The sequence below is a fragment of the Streptomyces sp. NPDC026575 genome (assembly GCF_055567415.1).
This window is the reverse complement of the sequence record NZ_JBVHQM010000010.1, coordinates 1-15,027: the sequence shown is the minus strand read 5'-3', so window position 1 is coordinate 15,027 and position 15,027 is coordinate 1. Positions and strand designations below refer to the sequence as shown.

The 15,027-nt window shown below is 73.4% G+C and carries 11 protein-coding genes; 6 read left to right on the top strand and 5 right to left on the bottom strand.

Annotation, left to right across the window (positions count from 1 at the left end):
* Window positions 1-345: 345 nt before the first annotated feature.
* The 3 genes from ACZ4NB_RS15575 to ACZ4NB_RS15565 all read left to right on the top strand — a co-directional run bounded on the left by ACZ4NB_RS15575 (window position 346) and on the right by ACZ4NB_RS15565 (window position 5,927).
* Complete coding sequence (locus tag ACZ4NB_RS15575) at window positions 346-2,196, top strand: serine/threonine-protein kinase (RefSeq protein WP_467661749.1); 1,851 nt, start codon at window positions 346-348, stop codon at window positions 2,194-2,196.
* A gap of 165 nt (window positions 2,197-2,361) precedes the next feature.
* Window positions 2,362-4,059, top strand: coding sequence for a succinic semialdehyde dehydrogenase (locus ACZ4NB_RS15570; protein ID WP_467661747.1), 1,698 nt, complete (start codon window positions 2,362-2,364; stop codon window positions 4,057-4,059).
* A 50-nt stretch (window positions 4,060-4,109) separates the two neighbouring features.
* Window positions 4,110-5,927: a GMC oxidoreductase gene (locus ACZ4NB_RS15565; RefSeq protein ID WP_467661745.1), complete on the top strand. Its 1,818-nt coding sequence runs from the start codon at window positions 4,110-4,112 to the stop codon at window positions 5,925-5,927.
* A gap of 70 nt (window positions 5,928-5,997) precedes the next feature.
* Here ACZ4NB_RS15565 and ACZ4NB_RS15560 read toward each other — a convergent pair whose 3' ends face one another.
* Window positions 5,998-7,077 carry an LAETG motif-containing sortase-dependent surface protein gene (locus ACZ4NB_RS15560; RefSeq protein ID WP_467661743.1) on the bottom strand — a complete coding sequence of 360 codons (1,080 nt, stop codon included), beginning with the start codon at window positions 7,075-7,077 and terminating at the stop codon, window positions 5,998-6,000.
* 966 nt (window positions 7,078-8,043) lie between these two features.
* Window positions 8,044-8,349, bottom strand: a complete 306-nt coding sequence (locus ACZ4NB_RS15555) for a chorismate mutase (protein WP_467661741.1) — start codon at window positions 8,347-8,349, stop codon at window positions 8,044-8,046.
* Window positions 8,350-8,601: 252 nt separating this feature from the next.
* Between ACZ4NB_RS15555 and guaA the strand changes: the two genes are divergently transcribed.
* Window positions 8,602-10,188 (top strand): glutamine-hydrolyzing GMP synthase, encoded by a 1,587-nt coding sequence (gene guaA / locus ACZ4NB_RS15550; RefSeq protein ID WP_467661739.1) that lies wholly within the window; start codon window positions 8,602-8,604, stop codon window positions 10,186-10,188.
* Window positions 10,189-10,336: 148 nt separating this feature from the next.
* Here the strand turns inward: guaA and ACZ4NB_RS15545 are convergent, their stop codons facing one another.
* The gene (locus tag ACZ4NB_RS15545) at window positions 10,337-10,810 is read right to left on the bottom strand and encodes an SRPBCC family protein (protein ID WP_467661737.1); all 474 of its coding nucleotides are present in this window, start codon (window positions 10,808-10,810) and stop codon (window positions 10,337-10,339) included.
* A 168-nt stretch (window positions 10,811-10,978) separates the two neighbouring features.
* Here ACZ4NB_RS15545 and ACZ4NB_RS15540 point away from each other — a divergent pair, with 168 nt between their 5' ends.
* Entirely contained in the window at window positions 10,979-11,764 is a 786-nt protein-coding gene (locus tag ACZ4NB_RS15540; protein WP_467661735.1) for a class II aldolase/adducin family protein, read from the top strand.
* Window positions 11,765-11,870: 106 nt separating this feature from the next.
* Here the strand turns inward: ACZ4NB_RS15540 and ACZ4NB_RS15535 are convergent, their stop codons facing one another.
* Window positions 11,871-12,629, bottom strand: coding sequence for a bestrophin-like domain (locus tag ACZ4NB_RS15535; RefSeq protein WP_467661733.1), 759 nt, complete (start codon window positions 12,627-12,629; stop codon window positions 11,871-11,873).
* Between the two features lie 8 nt (window positions 12,630-12,637).
* Window positions 12,638-13,381: a hypothetical protein gene (locus ACZ4NB_RS15530; RefSeq protein WP_467661731.1), complete on the bottom strand. Its 744-nt coding sequence runs from the start codon at window positions 13,379-13,381 to the stop codon at window positions 12,638-12,640.
* Between the two features lie 250 nt (window positions 13,382-13,631).
* Between ACZ4NB_RS15530 and ACZ4NB_RS15525 the strand changes: the two genes are divergently transcribed.
* Window positions 13,632-14,936 carry a hypothetical protein gene (locus tag ACZ4NB_RS15525; RefSeq protein ID WP_467661729.1) on the top strand — a complete coding sequence of 435 codons (1,305 nt, stop codon included), beginning with the start codon at window positions 13,632-13,634 and terminating at the stop codon, window positions 14,934-14,936.
* The last annotated feature ends 91 nt before the right edge of the window (window positions 14,937-15,027 follow it).

The following is a 15,027-nucleotide window of genomic DNA, read 5'->3' as shown; positions in this document are numbered from 1 at the left end:
GGAGCCGGTGGAGGTTCCACCCCGTGTGTCGGGCGGGGCGATTCGTGTGTTCGGCGCACCTGGTGCGCCGTTGCCGCGAGGGAGTCCCTCCTGCCCTGGAGGGCGCCTGCGCCGCCGCCCGGCGCGTGGCCCGCGGGTTCCCGAGGGCCGCCCGGTCGCCGGCCCGGTGCGGCTCGGCCACTGCGGCCGGCAGGGTGTCGGCGACGGCCACGGCGCTTGCCGCAACTGCCTCCATGGGGGCGGTACATGACAGCGCTCCAGGTCAGCGGCGGGGCACGGCCCGTAAGGCCGGCTGCGTGGGGTGCCGCCCCCCTCGGGCGGGCGGTGGTGCGGCAAGATGGAGCCATGGGGATCTTCGGGGGCGAGGGCCGACTGATCGGTGGCCGGTACCGCCTGGGTATACGGCTGGGCCGCGGCGGCATGGGGACGGTCTGGCGGGCCACCGACGAATTGCTCGGGCGCCAAGTCGCCGTCAAAGAGCTGCACTTGGACGAGGAGACGGACGGGCCCGAGGCGCGGGTGCAGCGCGAGCGGGCGATGCGCGAGGCCCGGACCGTCGCCCAGATCAAGCACCCCAATGTGATCGTCGTCCATGACGTCGTCGAGCAGGACGGCCGGCCGTGGATCGTGATGGAGCTGGTGGAGGGCGCGTCGCTGGCCGACCGGCTGCACAGCGGCGGACCGGTCGCCCCGCGGGAGGCGGCCCGGATCGCCGTGGCGCTGCTGGGCGCGCTGCGCGCCGCGCACACCCGCGGGGTGCTGCACCGCGACATCAAGCCCGCCAACGTCCTGATGGAGTCGGGCAGCGGCCGGGTCGTGCTCACCGACTTCGGCATCGCCCAGGTCCCCGGCGTCACCACCCTGACCGACGCGGGCGGCTTCGTCGGCTCGCCCGAGTACACCGCGCCGGAGCGGATGGCCGGGCGCGGCGCCGGCCCCGAGGCCGACCTGTGGTCGCTCGGGGTGCTGCTGTGCGCCGCCCTCAGCGGCCAGTCGCCCTTCCAGCGCGACTCGCTGGGCGGGGTGCTGCACGCCGTGGTGTACGACGAGATCGAACTCCCGGAGTCCGCCCGCCCGTTGCAGAGCGTCGTCGGCGGCCTGCTGGAGCGCGAGCCGGAGCGCCGGCTGGGCGTGGCCGAGACCGAGCAGCTGCTGCGCGGCTATCTGCAGTCGGGCCGGGTGCCCGGACGCGGGGCGGGCGGGCACGGCGGCTTCGGGCCCGGTCGCGGCCCCGGGGCGATGGCCTCCGGCCCGGCCGCGGCCCCGCCGCCCGGACCGGGCGCGCACGCCCCCTCCTTCGACGGCCCCGACGGCGGCCTCGCCGGAGCGCACCCGCCCGCCGAGGACCCCCTCGGCCTCGGCACACCGCCGCGCACCTCGCCCGGTGTCGGCCCCGCCCGTATGCCCGCCGGTGCCGTGCCGCCCGCCGGCCGTACGGGCGGCCGCACCCCGGGCATGCCGATCCGGGAGGCGATCGACGAGCGGGCGCTGGCCGCCGCGGCCCGCCCGCACACCGGACGCACCCGCACCGCGCTGCTCCTCGCGCTCGCGGTGGTGGTGATCGGCGGGGCCGGCGCGGGCATCACGGCCCTGCTGATGAACCAGTCCGGCGACGACGGCGGCGACGGCGCGCGGGCCGGCCGCCCCGGCCACTCCCAGCAGGCCGCGCACGACAAGCCCACGAAGAAGCCCGGCACGCCGACGCCCAGCGTCCCGGTCACCGCCGCGCCCTCGCCGGGCGCCACCGAGCGGATCCCCGCCGGATACAGCCTGGTCCGCGACCCGGTCGGCTTCGCGCTCGCCGTCCCGGACGGCTTCACCCGCAGTTACGAGAACGACCGGGTCTACTACTCCCAGGGCAAGCGCTTCCGGATCGGTGTCCAGCTCCAGAAGCGGGTGCCGCAGGGGCCGATCGGCGCGATGCGCACCGCGGACGCGCGGGGGCCCGCCGACTACCGCGGCTACCGCGAGGGCCAGGTCACCGAGACCACCCACAACGGCCTGCAGGCCGGGCTGTGGGAGTTCGTCTGGGACGGCAGTGCGGCGGACGGCGGCTCGCGCTACACCTACGACCTCAGCTGGGACGAGGGCGGGAAGATGATCGACGTCTGGATCTCCTCCCCGGTCGCCTCGCGCACGGAGGCCAAACGCCACTTCGACACCGCGATCGACGCGTTCCGGTTGACCGGGGCATAGGGGGAGCAAAACGCCCCGCGGCCGGTGGAAGCGGCGCCGAGGGCTGCCGGTCGTCCCAGACCAGAGCCCTTGTGGCCAGCAGACACTGGCGTGATGGTGGGTACCGCGGGAAAACCTATTACCGCCGGGTACACAAAGTGTCCGGGGAGGAATACGCTCGCCCGCATGACGGACTCGCAGGACACCGGAACATCCCCCACGCCCGGCTCCGCTCGCGCGGGAGGGACCCCCCTCTCCGCCGCCGACGGGGCCCCCGCCGAAGCTCCCGCCCCCAGTGGGGCAGGCAACCCGGTCGCACCGGTGCCGGCCGGCGTCCGCACCGCCGCGGACGTGGTCACTCCCGAGATCGCCGCCCGGCTCACCCGCGCGGTGGTGGGCAGCGGAACCACGGCCAACCACACCCCCTTCACCGGGGAGAAGCTGGCCGACCTCCCGGAGTCCACCCCCGAGGACGTCGCCACCGCCTTCGCGCGCGCCCGCGCCGCCCAGGAGCGCTGGGCCAAGGTCCCGGTCAGGCAGCGCGCCGCGGTCCTGCTGCGCTTCCACGACCTGGTGCTGCGCCGCCAGGCCGAGGTGCTGGACCTGATCCAGCTGGAGACCGGCAAGGCGCGGCTGCACGCCCATGAGGAGGTGCAGGCGGTCGCCGTCGCCGCCCGCCACTACGGCCGCAAGGGCCCCGCCTATCTGCGGCCCAAGGGCCACACCGGCGTCGTACCGACCCTCACCAAGGTCACCGAACTCCGCCAGCCGCGCGGCGTCGTCGGGCAGATAGCCCCCTGGAACTACCCCTTCGAACTCTCCGTCGGCGACGCCCTGCCGGCCTTCGTCGCGGGCAACGCCGTGGTGATGAAGCCCGACACGGAGACCGCGCTGACCGCGCTGTGGGCCCGTGAGCAGCTCATCGAGGCCGGGCTGCCGGAGGACGTCTGGCAGGTCGTGATCGGCGAGGGCCCGGTGGTCGGCCCCGCCGTCGTCGAGCACGCCGACTACGTCTCGTTCACCGGCTCGACCCGGACCGGCCGCGAGGTCGCCCAGGGCGCCGCCGCCCGCCTGGTCGGAGTCTCCCTCGAACTCGGCGGCAAGAACGCCATGCTGGTGCTCAGGGACGCCGATGTGGACAAGGCGGCCGCCGGCGCCGTCCGCGGCTGCTTCTCCTCCGCCGGCCAGCTGTGCATCTCCATCGAGCGGCTGTACGTCCACGAGTCCATCGCCGACGACTTCCTGGAGCGCTTCGCCGCCCGCACCAAGGCGATGCGGCTGGGCAACTCCCTCGCCTACGGCGCCGACATGGGCTCGCTGGTCGGCGAGCGCCAGATGGAGACCGTCACCCGCCATGTCGAGGAGGCCGTCGCCAAGGGCGCGAAGCTGGTCGCCGGCGGCCGCCCCCGCCCCGACATCGGCCCGCTCTTCTACGAGCCGACCATCCTCGACGGCGTCCAGGCCCCGATGGCCGTCTGCGACGAGGAGACCTTCGGCCCGGTCGTCTCCGTCTACCGCTTCGGCGACGAGGACGAGGCGGTGGCGCTCGCCAACGCCACGCCGTACGGCCTCAACTCCAGCGTCTGGTCCAAGGACGGCCGGCGCGGCCGCGCGGTCGCCGCCCGGCTGCGCACCGGCACGGTCAACGTCAACGAGTCCTACGCCGCCGGCTACGGCAGCGTGCAGTCCCCGATGGGCGGCATGGGCGACTCCGGCCTGGGCCGGCGCCACGGGTCCGAGGGCATCCTCAAGTACACCGAGGCCCAGACCGTCGCCCACCAGAGGCTGATGCCGCTGGCGCCGTCCTTCGGGATGACCGACGAGAAGTACGCCCGGTTCATGACCCGCAGCCTCGCCGTGATGAAGGCGCTGCGCCTGAGGTGAACGGCCCGCGGTAGCCCGGCCCATCGCGACGAAACCAGCAGGGAGAGCCAGTGCCCCAGGAGAACTCTGCCCCACACCAGGACGAGGCGTCCGACGGCTACGACTACGACGTGCTCGTCGTCGGCTCCGGCTTCGGCGGTTCGGTCTCGGCCCTGCGGCTGACCGAGAAGGGCTACCGCGTCGGCGTCCTGGAGGCCGGCCGGCGCTTCACCCGCGAGACCCTCCCGAAGAACTCCTGGGACCTGAGGAAGTACCTGTGGGCCCCGGCGCTCGGCCTGTACGGCATCCAGCGCATCCACCTCCTGGGCAAGGTGATGGTCCTGGCGGGCGCCGGGGTCGGCGGCGGCTCGCTCAACTACGCCAACACCCTCTACGTCCCGCCGAAGGCGTTCTTCGACGACCCCCAGTGGAAGGGCATCACCGACTGGCAGGCGGAGCTGAAGCCGTACTACGACCAGGCCAGGCGGATGCTCGGCGTGCGGCTCAACCCGACGATGACGCCGTCCGACGTCCATCTGAAGGCCACCGCCGAGGCGATGGGCGTCGGCGACTCCTTCCACATGGCGCCGGTCGGGGTGTTCTTCGGCGACGGGCAGGACGCGACGGGGGAGGCGAAGGCCGAGCCCGGCGCGGAGGTCGCCGACCCCTACTTCGGCGGCGCCGGCCCCTCCCGCAGGGCGTGCACCGAGTGCGGCGAGTGCATGACGGGCTGCCGCCACGGCGCGAAGAACACCCTCAACGAGAACTACCTCTACCTCGCCGAGCGGGCCGGCGCCGTCATCCACCCGATGACCTCGGTCGTCGCCCTCACCGAGGACTCCCGCGGCGGCTTCGCCGTCAGGACGCTGCCGACGGACAACAAGAAGAAGGGCGCGGGGAGGACGTTCACGGCCCGCCGGGTCGTCCTCGCCGCCGGCACCTACGGCACCCAGACCCTGCTGCACCGCATGAAGGACAGCGGGCTGCTCCCGTACCTCTCCGGCCGGCTCGGCGCGCTCACCCGTACCAACTCCGAGGCGCTGGTGGGCGCGCAGACCGACGACCGGCGCTACCGGCGGCGGCACGGCGCGGCGAAGGCCGACTTCACCAAGGGCGTGGCGATCACCTCGTCGATCCACCCCGACGACAGCACCCATATCGAGCCGGTCCGCTACGGCAAGGGCTCCAACGCGATGGGCGGACTGACGGTCCTCCAGGTCCCCTACCGCCCCACCGGGCGGGTCGCGGGCTGGCTGGCCAACGTCGCCCGCCACCCCCTGCTCGCGCTGCGCTCGCTGTCCAACCGCCGCTGGTCGGAGCGGACCATCATCGGCCTGGTGATGCAGTCCCTGGACAACTCCCTGACGACGTATCGGAAGCCGAAGGGCCTGGGCAGGGGCCTGCTCACCGCGCGCCAGGGGCACGGCGCCCCGAACCCGGACCAGATACCCGAGGCCACCCGGGCCGCGACGCTGCTGGCCGAGGAGATCAACGGCTTCGCGGGCTCCAACGTCGGAGAGCTGATGGGCACCCCGCTCACCGCGCACTTCCTCGGCGGCTGCCCGATCGGCGACTCGGCGGACTCCGGGGTCATCGACCCCTACCACCGCCTCTACGGCCATCCGGGCATCTCCGTCGTCGACGGCGCCGCGGTCTCCGCCAACCTCGGCGTCAACCCCTCCCTGACCATCACCGCGCAGGCCGAACGCGCGATGTCGCTGTGGCCCAACAAGGGCGAGGCGGACCCGCGCCCCGCACCGGGCCGGCCCTACCGGCGGCTGGCCCCCGCCCCGCCGGTCCGCCCGGCCGTCCCCGACGGGGCCTTCGGCGCGCTGAACCTGCCGTTCCTGGCCGTGCCCGCGGTGCCGCCGAAGAAGTCCCCGGCGTAAGGCGCCGCCGACGACGAGGGGCCGCACCCGATCGCCGGGTGCGGCCCCTCGCTTCCGTTACCGCCGCTGCTTACGCGGCCGCGGCGCCGGAGGACTTACGGCGGCGGACGGTGAAGACCGCGCCGGCGCCGATGGCCATGGCGATCCCGCCCACCAGGGCGATGGTCGGCAGGGCGGAGGAGGAGCCGGTCTCGGCGAGCTTGCCGGTGACCGGGAGGTCCTTCAGGTCGCCCTGCGGCGCGGGCTTGTTGCCCTTGTGCTTGCCCGGCTTGCTCTTGGCCGGCGGCACGCTGCCGGGCTTGCTGCCCGCGACCAGCACGTCGAAGTCGTACTGCGAGACGTCCGAGAAGCCGCAGACGTCGTCCTCGTTGTGGTACGCGCCGATGGTGAACGCGAAGCCGTAGCTGCCCGGGGTCTTGGCGTCGACCTTCAGCCGCAGCTTGGCGTCGGCGTACTCACCGGGCGCCAGGCCCTCGACGGAGGCGAAGTAGCCGTCCTCGTCGGTGATGGACTCCCAGGTGTGCGAGCCCTCGTCGTACCACTGCACGGTCAGCAGCTTGGAGACGTCGTCGATGGTGTCGGTGCTGATGGCGCCCAGCGCGACATACGCGTCGACCGACTTCATCGCCTTGTCGGAGGTGTTGGTGGCGCGGAAGGTGAAGTTCTTCCAGCCGGAGCCGGCCACGACCTTGCTGGGCAGGCCGCGCAGCTCGGTGCTGATCGCGGTCTCCTCCGACTGCGTGGCGCAGGTCGGGTCCTCGTCGGGGTCCCCGGTCGGTTTGGCGGTCGGCTTGACGGTGGGCTTGGCCGAGGTGGACGGCTCGGGGGAGCCGGTGGGCTCGGTGTCGCCGCCCGGGGTGGCCGGGGCGGTCGGTTCGGCCTCGTCACCGCTGCCGGTCTCCGTACCGGACTCGGTGCCGCCGGTCGTGGTGTCCTCGCCCGGCGCGGTCTCCTCGCCGGCGGCCGGGGTCTCCGGCTGCGTGGTGGAGGCGTCGGTCTGGTCCGAGCCGGGCGTGCCCGGAGTCGGCTCGGCGCTCACGCTGGTCTCGGTGTCGGCACCGGTCGCGAACGCGGCGGGGGCCGCCATGAGGGCGGCGGGGGCTATGACGGCCGTCGTGGCGGCGGCCGTCAGGGCACGGCGAAGCTTCATCGAGAAGACCTCTCGGGGTCCAAAGTGCCCTCGATGGGCACAAGTGGGTAGCGGGCCGTCGCGGTGGGGCGCGGGATGGCCGTGCGATTGCACGTACATGACCGGTCATGGCCAAAAAAGGTTGTTCACTTGAACGAGATTGTTGCCGTGACGCCGATCACATAGCTCACAGCCGCCCCACAGGAAACACACAGCCGCCGCACAGGCCGGCCCGGCGGTACTCGTGCGCCCCGCGTGCGCCCCCTACCCCGCGCCCGCATGGCGAAGGGCCCCGGATGCCGTCCGCGAGGGGGGTGCGGGCGGCATCCGGGGCCCTTGGCTTTCGGTGCCGGCGTCAGGGCAGCGCCGGCACCGACGGGCGGCGCTGGGGGGGGGGGTAGCGCCGCTGGCTCATAAGTGGTGCTTGATGGTGCGCGTCCCCGGTGGTGGGACCAATGGCGGTGCACAGGTCCGCGCTCACCGGGAGCGGTAGGTCGTTCGTCAAGCATCGTCCTGGATACGCCTCACCTGGCGCAACCGTTTCGACCGGATGCGGTCGGTCCCGGGCGTCCCCAGGACCGACCACCCCATCGGATGTGACCGGGCTGCTGTCCCCTGCTGACCGGCCACGGTTCCGGAACGAGGTCCCACGACGCGGACCGCGGCAAGCGGCCGGTGTCTCATCGTTCCGGTCTTCCGCCCGTGGGGCGGCGTCTACGCGTAGTCCTGCAGGCCGCGCCTGGCTGGCGTGGCACCGGGAACAACGAAGCCCCGCGGCGGCCGGTCACGCGCCGTACGGGTGAGTCGGCAACCGAACTCAGATCCGGCAGCTGCGCCGGGCGCGCGCTCCTGCGCCATGCGCCCGCCCATACTCCACCGGCCCGCCGAAATCCACCGAACGCCGATCAAAACCGGCCACCCGGACCGACGGCGCGAACCGGCCACGGGACCGACGGCGTGAACCGGCCACCGGGCCGACCGCGCGCCTCAGATCTGGCCCCGGGACAGCTCCAGCAGGGTCATCGCCAGTGCCGTGCCCGGCTTGCCGAGCTGGTCGCGGTAGTGGGCGAGGATCTCCATCTCGCGGGCGAGGTTCACCCGCCGCCCGCCGGAGGTGATCCGCTCGCGCTGGATGACGGCCGAGACGGCCATGCGCTCCTGCACGAGGCCGATGATCCGGCCGTCGAGGTCGTCGATCCGGCGCCGGGCGTCGGTGATGATCCCGGCCGCCTCGGGGGTGCGCGCACCGGTTTCGGGGGCGGCGGGGGCGGTGGCGGCGGTCTGGGGGCTCATGTCCGTGTCTCCTGGGGTGAGTGGCCCCCGAGCCGACGACCGGTCCGGACAGACGCAGACGCCCCGGACCTTGTCGGCCCGGGGCGCCTGGGGAAGTTTGCTCGTCAGTGGATCAAGCAGCACGACCATGGCAGCCGGACGGGCCGGTGCCATAGGTAAAGACGAAGGTCAGCTGCTTGGACATGGCGCTCAGTATGAGCCCGTTAGAATCGAAAGTCCAACCCCGCTCCACACCGCCGGAAGGCCGCCGAAGTGCCCACAGCGCCCCCTGCCGCTGCCCCGGACGTCGTCCTCGTAGTCGACTTCGGCGCACAGTACGCCCAGCTCATCGCCCGCCGCGTCCGTGAGGCCCGGGTTTACAGCGAGATCGTGCCGTCCACCATGCCGGTGGCCGAGATGCTCGCCAAGAACCCCAAGGCGATCATCCTCTCCGGCGGCCCGTCCTCGGTCTACGCCGAGGGCGCCCCCTCCCTCGACCGTGCCCTCTTCGAAGCCGGCGTCCCGGTCTTCGGCATGTGCTACGGCTTCCAGCTCATGGCCACCACCCTCGGCGGCACCGTCGACAACACCGGCGCCCGCGAGTACGGCCGTACCCCGCTGGCCGTCTCCCGCACCTCCTCCACCCTCTTCGAGGGCACCCCCGCCGAGCAGTCGGTGTGGATGTCGCACGGCGACGCCTGCTCCGCCGCCCCCGAGGGCTTCACGGTCACCGCGTCCACGGACGTGGTGCCGGTCGCCGCCTTCGAGAACGACGAGAAGCGGCTCTACGGCGTCCAGTACCACCCCGAGGTCATGCACTCCACGCACGGCCAGCAGGTCCTGGAGCACTTCCTCTACCGCGGCGCGGGCATCGAGCCGAACTGGACCACCCACAGCGTGGTCGAGGAGCAGGTCGCCGCGATCCGTGCCCAGGTCGGCACCAAGCGCGCGATCTGCGGGCTGTCCGGCGGCGTGGACTCCGCGGTCGCCGCCGCCCTCGTTCAGAAGGCCATCGGCGACCAGCTGACCTGCGTCTACGTCGACCACGGCCTGATGCGCAAGGGCGAGTCCGAGCAGGTCGAGAAGGACTTCGTGGCCGCCACCGGCGTCCAGCTGAAGGTCGTCGAGGCCGAGGAGCGCTTCCTGAACGCGCTGGCCGGGGTGAGCGACCCCGAGCAGAAGCGGAAGATCATCGGCCGGGAGTTCATCCGGGTCTTCGAGCAGGCCCAGGCCGAGCTGGTCGCCGAGGCCGGCGCCGAGGGCGAGGAAGTCGCGTTCCTGGTCCAGGGCACGCTCTACCCGGACATCGTCGAGTCCGGCGGCGGCACGGGCACCGCCAACATCAAGTCGCACCACAACGTCGGCGGGCTCCCCGACGACATCGAGTTCGAGCTCGTCGAGCCGCTGCGCAAGCTGTTCAAGGACGAGGTCCGGATGGTCGGCACCGAGCTCGGCCTGCCCGACGAGATCGTCCACCGCCAGCCGTTCCCCGGCCCCGGCCTGGGCATCCGCATCGTCGGCGAGGTCACCCGGGACCGCCTGGACCTGCTGCGCGAGGCCGACGCCATCGCCCGCGAGGAGCTGACCGCGGCCGGTCTGGACCGCGAGATCTGGCAGTGCCCGGTGGTCCTGCTCGCCGACGTCCGCTCGGTCGGCGTCCAGGGCGACGGCCGCACGTACGGCCACCCGATCGTGCTGCGCCCGGTCTCCTCCGAGGACGCCATGACCGCGGACTGGACGCGGATGCCGTACGAGGTCCTGGCCCGTATCTCCACCCGCATCACCAACGAGGTCCCGGACGTCAACCGCGTGGTGCTGGACGTGACCAGCAAGCCGCCGGGCACCATCGAGTGGGAGTGACCTCCCCTCCGGCCCCAGGGTGATCCACCGCCGATCTCCCGCCGGGGCCGCCGATCACGCCGTCGCTCGTTCGTCCGAGCGGCGGCGTCGTCGTTTCCATGGGGCTGTCGTGCCGCCCCGCCCGGTCGCGTCCCGTAGGGCCGTCGGCTCAGTCCCGTACGGCCGCCGCCAGCCGCTCCAGCGTCCTGGCCATCGCCGGGCCCATCCGCCGCGGATAGCCGGGCAGCTCGACGACGAGGCGGGGCAGGCGGGCGCGCGACCAGTCGTAGGTGTGGGTGACGCGGGTGGCGGCCCCGGCCGCGGCGTCCTCCAGCGGCGTCAGCGCGTAGCGCCAGCGCTGCCCGCCGACCAGCCGGCGGCCGCGCAGCTCGCCCCAGGTCTCCCAGGCGATCAGCCGGTCCGCGTCGTACTCCACCACGGCGTTCACCGACCGGTAGGCGATCCGCCCCTGCGCCATCCCCATGGTGAACCGGTCGCCGGGACCCAGCGGCGAGGGGCCCTGGGGCCGGCCGCGCAGCATGCCCGAGCCGTCCAGCTCGGCGTGGCGCGCCGGGTCCCTGAGGAGCGCGAAGATCTGCTGCGGTGTGGCGTGGATGTCCTGGCTGACCGATATCGCCCTCATGGCGCGCCCCTCTGGTGCCGTTGCCGGTGCTTGCTGCTGCCGTACGTGCCGCCCATATGATGCCGCCGGCCGCCAACCGGGCCTGCCGCGGCCCTGGTTACCTGCGGTACCGGAGGGTAGCTTCCGCATCGCGCACCAAGAGCCGCATGTGCCAGGAGGAGAACCGCGATGCCCGAGCCCACCCCCATACCCGCCGACCAGCTGCACTTCGCCATGCCGCCGACGCACCGGACCGTCGAGGACGCACGGCGCCACCGCAAGGAGCGCCTGGTGGCGGCGCTGCGGCTCTTCGGGCGCTTCGGCTTCGAGGAGGGCGTCGCGGGCCATATCACCGCGCGCGACCCGGAGTTCACCGACTGCTTCTGGGTCAACCCGTTCGGGATGTCGTTCAAGCTCATCACGGTCGGCGACCTGCTGCTGGTGAACGCGGAGGGCAAGGTCGTCGAGGGCCGCCACCACGTCAACCAGGCCGCGTTCGCCATCCATTCACAGGTCCACCAGGCCCGCCCCGACGTGATCGCCGCGGCCCACAGCCACTCCACGTACGGCCGGGCGCTGTCCGCCCTCGGCGAGCTGCTGGAGCCGATCACCCAGGACGTCTGCGCCTTCTACGAGGACCATGCGCTCTTCGACGACTACACGGGCGTGGTGGTCGACGAGGAGGAGGGCCGCCGGATCGCGAGCGCCCTCGGGCCGCACAAGGCCGTGATCCTGCGCAACCACGGGCTGCTGACGGTCGGCGACTCGGTGGACGCGGCGGCGTGGTGGTTCATCACCATGGAGCGCTCGTGCCAGGTCCAGCTGACCGCGAAGGCCGCCGGCAAGCCGGTCCTGATCGACCACCACAACGCCGTCCACACCCGCGAGCAGCTGGGCAACGACCTGGTGGCCTGGATCAACTACCAGCCGCTCTACCAGCAGATCGTGCGCAGCGAACCGGATCTCTTCGGCTGAACCGGATCTCCTCCACCGGGGAGAGCGGCCCCCTGGGGCCCGTCCGGCGCGCCGGTGCCCCGCGGGACGGTGGATCTCCCGCGGGGCACTCGGCGGCGGTGCGCGGTCAGATCCGGGGGAACAGGTTCAGGAACGGCTCGGCGCTCGCGGAGATGCCCCGGCTGAACGGCGAGTCGAAGTCCCAGACGAGGAACAGCAGGAAGGCGATGAGCGCGCTGAAGAGCGCCGCCATCAGCAACTCCCGCCCCGAGCGCCGGATCTGCAGGGTGAACATCACCCCGATGGAGATGGCGCCGCCGATCACCAGGCCGAACCACACCTCCCCCGGCAGCGTGGAGTCGGCCGCGTCCGCGCGGGCCGAACGCGCCCCGTCGGCCACCGCGACCTGGTCGACCAGCGGCTGGTAGGACTGCCCTTCGAAGTCGTCGGCCGGGTGGTAGTCGGTGACATCGGCCCGCACCTTCGTCAGCAGCTCGGTGCCGCGCCGGGTCAGCTGCCCCTGGTCGGACATCACCTTCCACTCCTTGTGCACGACGTGGGACACATAGGCGTCGACGTCCGAGCGGATCCGGTCCCGCACCGGCGCGGGGTAGGCCCGGGCCCGCGCGCTGACCTCGTGCAGGGCCTGCGCCTCGGCCCGTACGGTGTCCTCGGCCGCGCTCCTGGCCTCCCAGACACCGGCGATCGCCAGGCCCAGCACGATCGCGTACACCACCCCGACCATCATCGTCAGGTACTCGATCACATCAGGGGTTTCGGTCGGATCGTCGTCCTCGGCGATCCGGCGCTCCTTGAGGACGGTGATGATCAGTACGACGCCGCAGACCGCGGCCATGGCGATGCCCAGTACCAGCCATTGCGACATGGGGACTCCTACGAGGAACGGCGTCCGGCGGAACCGGACGAGGAGCGCGAACGGGGACGAAGAGCGGCGCCGGCCAGCACGGCCGGGGCGGTGACCAGCAGGGTCGTGGTCACGATGGAGCGGCCCTCGCGCGGCGGGCGGGACGCCCGGGCGTAGCTGCGCGGCGGGGCGGACGGCGCCGGACCGCGAAGGTGCTTGGGCGCGGGCGGCGGCGGAGCGGGGCGGGCGGGGGGCGGTGGCGGCGGTGGCGACGGTGTCGGCCGCGGTGGCGACGGTGTCGGCCGCGGTGGCGGTGGCGGTGGCGGTGCGGGCGGTGGTGGTGCCGGTCTGGGGGAGTGCCGGCGGGGGCTGGGCTTGGGCTTGGGCTTGGGCCTGGGCGTGGGAGTCGGCTCGGGTTCGGGCGGGCGGGTGACCTTGGTGCACGGGAAGTGCCAGCCGTGCGGCATGGGAAAGCCGGTCGGTACGTCCACGGGTGGCGTGGTCCCGGCGAAGGCGCAGTTGTCGCCGGTGGGCGTCCGGGGCCGCCGGTCATGGGCGGTCGCCGGTGGTGCGGCCGCGAAGAGCGCGGTGAGCCCGGTCAGGAGGAGGAACGAGAGGACGGCGAGGAAGGCGCAGCACGCGACGAGGGGAGTGGCGGCCGGGAATCCGGTCCTGCGGCGGGTGGTGCCGCCGGGTCGGCCTCGTCCGCGGCGCCGTGCGGCGGGGCGGTGCTGTCCCTGGCGCGGTCCCTGGGATCCGTGTATTTGGCACACGGCGAGAGCTTGCGCAGGGCGCGGGCGGCTCAGCCGTCGCCGCGCTCCGGTTCGCTCGAATAGGGGAAGCGCCGGGTTTGTGCGGTCGGCTGCCGCTCAGGCGTTCGGACGCCTCGCCGGGCGTCAACGTACCGATGCGTCCCGCCCCCGCCCCCAGCTGGACGTTTGGCGCCCACCCCGGTCGCATGAGGCACAATTCCCCTTCACATGCGGCAAGTTGGTGGCGAGCGGTGGCGGGGCGGTAGCGGACGTGTCGGTTGAGGCGGCGGGCAGGACGGCCGGAGCGGGCGGGCCGGAGGGTGGCGCGGGCGCGGAGCGCGCCGACGGCGGTGAGTGCGGCTGCGGGCGGTGCCCGCACGGCGCCCGTGAGGGGCATCAGCGGGCGGTCGCCGCGTTCGTCGCGCTGCGCGAGGACTTCGCTGCCGGGCGCGGCGTACCGTCCGGACTCGCACGCTCCGCCGGTGCGGCCCGGCAGTGGGTCTCCGACGAACTGACCCTCTCGGCACGGGAGTTGGCCCGGCGCGGCGCCGCCGAGGGGGTCAGCTGGCTGGCCGCCGTACGGTGGCGGACCCTGCTGGCGGTCTGGAGCGCGGTGGTGGCCCTGCTGCTCGGGCAGGCGCTGACCGCCATCGGCGGCAGCTGGACGGCGGGCCGTACGGCGGGGCTGGTCGCGGCCGTCGTCCTGGCGCTGGGGCTGACGCTGGCGGCCCTCCTGCACCGTGCGCACGGCGGGGCGCTGGCACCGCTGATCGGCGAGGACGGCCGGCTGTCGACCTCGCGGACGGTCGCGGCGGGGTGGGCGGGCGTGGTGCTGTACGCCGTGCTGATGGCGGCCGTACGCCTGGCCGCCGCGGCCCCGGGCGAGCGCCGCCGCCTGCTCCAGGGCCTGGCGCTGGAGCGCTCCGGCGCGCTGCTGGCGGCGCTCGCCCTCGGGTGCGGGGTGGCCGTGCTGGCGTACGGGGTGGTGGCCGCGCGGGTGCGGTCGGGGCGGTTGCAGAAGATCCCCGCACAGCGGCCGCGCGCCGGTGATCTGCTGACTGACGACGCGGGCCGGGGCAGCTTCCTGGACGTGCAGTACGTCCTGGTCAACGCGGCGGTGGCGGTGCTCGCCCTGGTGCGGCTGGCCGACCGGCCCGGGCAACTGCCGCGGCTGCCCTGGGCCCTGGTGCTCCTGGTGGCCCTCTCCGGGGCGACGTACCTCATGGGGAAGCTGGTGGCGGGCGGCCGTCCGGTGATCCTCTCCATCGTCCGCTCCCGTGAACTGGGCGACCTCGCGGCGCCCGTCCGCACCGGCGACGACATCGAGATCCGCGGCGCCGGTTTCGTGCCCCCGGGGGCTACGACGCCCGACCGGCTCGCCCGTACCGTCGTGCGGATCGGCGGGGTCCATGTCCCGGTGCCGCTGGTGCCGGTTCCGGGCGGGTTCGCCAACCCGACCGACGGGGTCCTGACGGTCCCGGTGCCGGTCGATGTGGAACCGGGCCGGGTGCAGGTCCGGGTCGTCACCGCCGCGGGAGTGGAGTCGAACGGCTTTCCGCTCGACGTCCTGGACTAGGGCCTGTCCGATGGGTCCTGGCCGGGCCCGCGGCGTCTGGCACGGCACCTCGCGGCGTTGCCGAATCATCCCGATAGCTCCGCTATCGAGA